This is a genomic window from Candidatus Poribacteria bacterium, assembly GCA_021295755.1.
In the GTDB taxonomy this organism is placed as follows: domain Bacteria; phylum Poribacteria; class WGA-4E; order WGA-4E; family PCPOR2b; genus PCPOR2b.
Genome location: JAGWBT010000019.1, coordinates 1 through 1,152 on the forward strand (window position 1 = coordinate 1; position 1,152 = coordinate 1,152).

At 53.3% G+C, this 1,152-nt stretch carries 2 protein-coding genes; one reads left to right on the top strand and one right to left on the bottom strand.

From position 1 onward, the window contains the following. Window positions 1-394 (top strand): hypothetical protein (locus J4G02_03960; GenBank protein ID MCE2393747.1); only part of this gene is annotated, 394 nt, incomplete at its 5' end. 14 nt (window positions 395-408) lie between these two features. Here the strand turns inward: J4G02_03960 and J4G02_03965 are convergent. Next, window positions 409-1,152, bottom strand: a 744-nt coding sequence (locus J4G02_03965) for an LLM class flavin-dependent oxidoreductase (protein ID MCE2393748.1), incomplete at its 5' end; no start/stop codon positions are given.

Sequence of the window (1,152 nt, forward strand, 5' to 3'; positions counted from 1 at the left end):
TACCTTCCATTTTGTTACCACCACGGAGATTTATCAGAGCGATGTTGTGAAGGAAAGGCTGAATCCCGTCAACGGATTTGTGCGAGTGCCGGAAGCGCCCGGGCTAGGTCTTACACTCGATCGGGAGGCGCTAGAACGGCTAGAGAATTTGGAGTTGCCGGCGCAGGCACCGTGGATTATCAAATCCCGTTTTGCCAACGGTTCAATGATGTATAATCGCTATGATCCCGCCAATACGCGTCACTTCATGGTGAGGCCAGATTGGCGTGGCGGGTTAGTCCCCATGAGCTATGACGCCCCCATCGAGACGGAGTATTGGGACAATGACGGGACACCAGCGTTTAGGGAGATGCTCGAGCGAATCGAGCAGGAAGGCATGGTACTAGAGAAATAGGGTAGATTGATATACTAGTTTTTGAATGTGGGCATGACCTCTTTGGCGAATCGGTCGAGTTGTTCCAGAATCACATGCTCTGGTGTGCCTACGGCGTTGTTGACGGTCACTTGATCTAGTCCGGGATAGCGTTTTTGAACGTCCATCAATTTTTCAATAATCAATTCCGGCGGTCCGCACAGCCATGAACCCGCCTCTACAGCATCCCGCAGCGTGGGCAAACCGGCGGTCCGCGCCCGTTGAGGATCTGCCGTCGCCGCAATCTGCTCGTCCGTCAATCCGCGCACGAACCCTAGAGGTGCGAACATCTTCATGTGTTCTTCAAAGTATCTACTCGCCTCCTCAATCGCCTTTTCCTCTGTATCGGCAATATGGTAGGAGAAGCCGATAATAAGGTCGCCACCCAGTTCCATCTCCCTGCCGTGGTTCGCCTGCACCTGCTGCCAAGCATGTATTACTTTTTCCGCAGCCCCTCCCGCAGCAGCACCGCCGCCGATCATCCCCTTGATGCCGTATTTTGCCATAAGGTTGAGTCCGCGTTCACTAGCACTGACGATAGGCTGCCAGCACTCAACAGGTCGCTTGAGGGGACGCGGCACCAGTGTGATTTCCTCCAATTCATACCCACGATATGGAACCTTGGGTGGGATGTCGTAGTATTTACCGTGATGGGAGAAGGACGACTCATTGAATGACTTGAAGATGATGTCAAGTTGTTCCTCGAACATCTCGCGGTTGGCGTCTCCATCGAGTAGAGG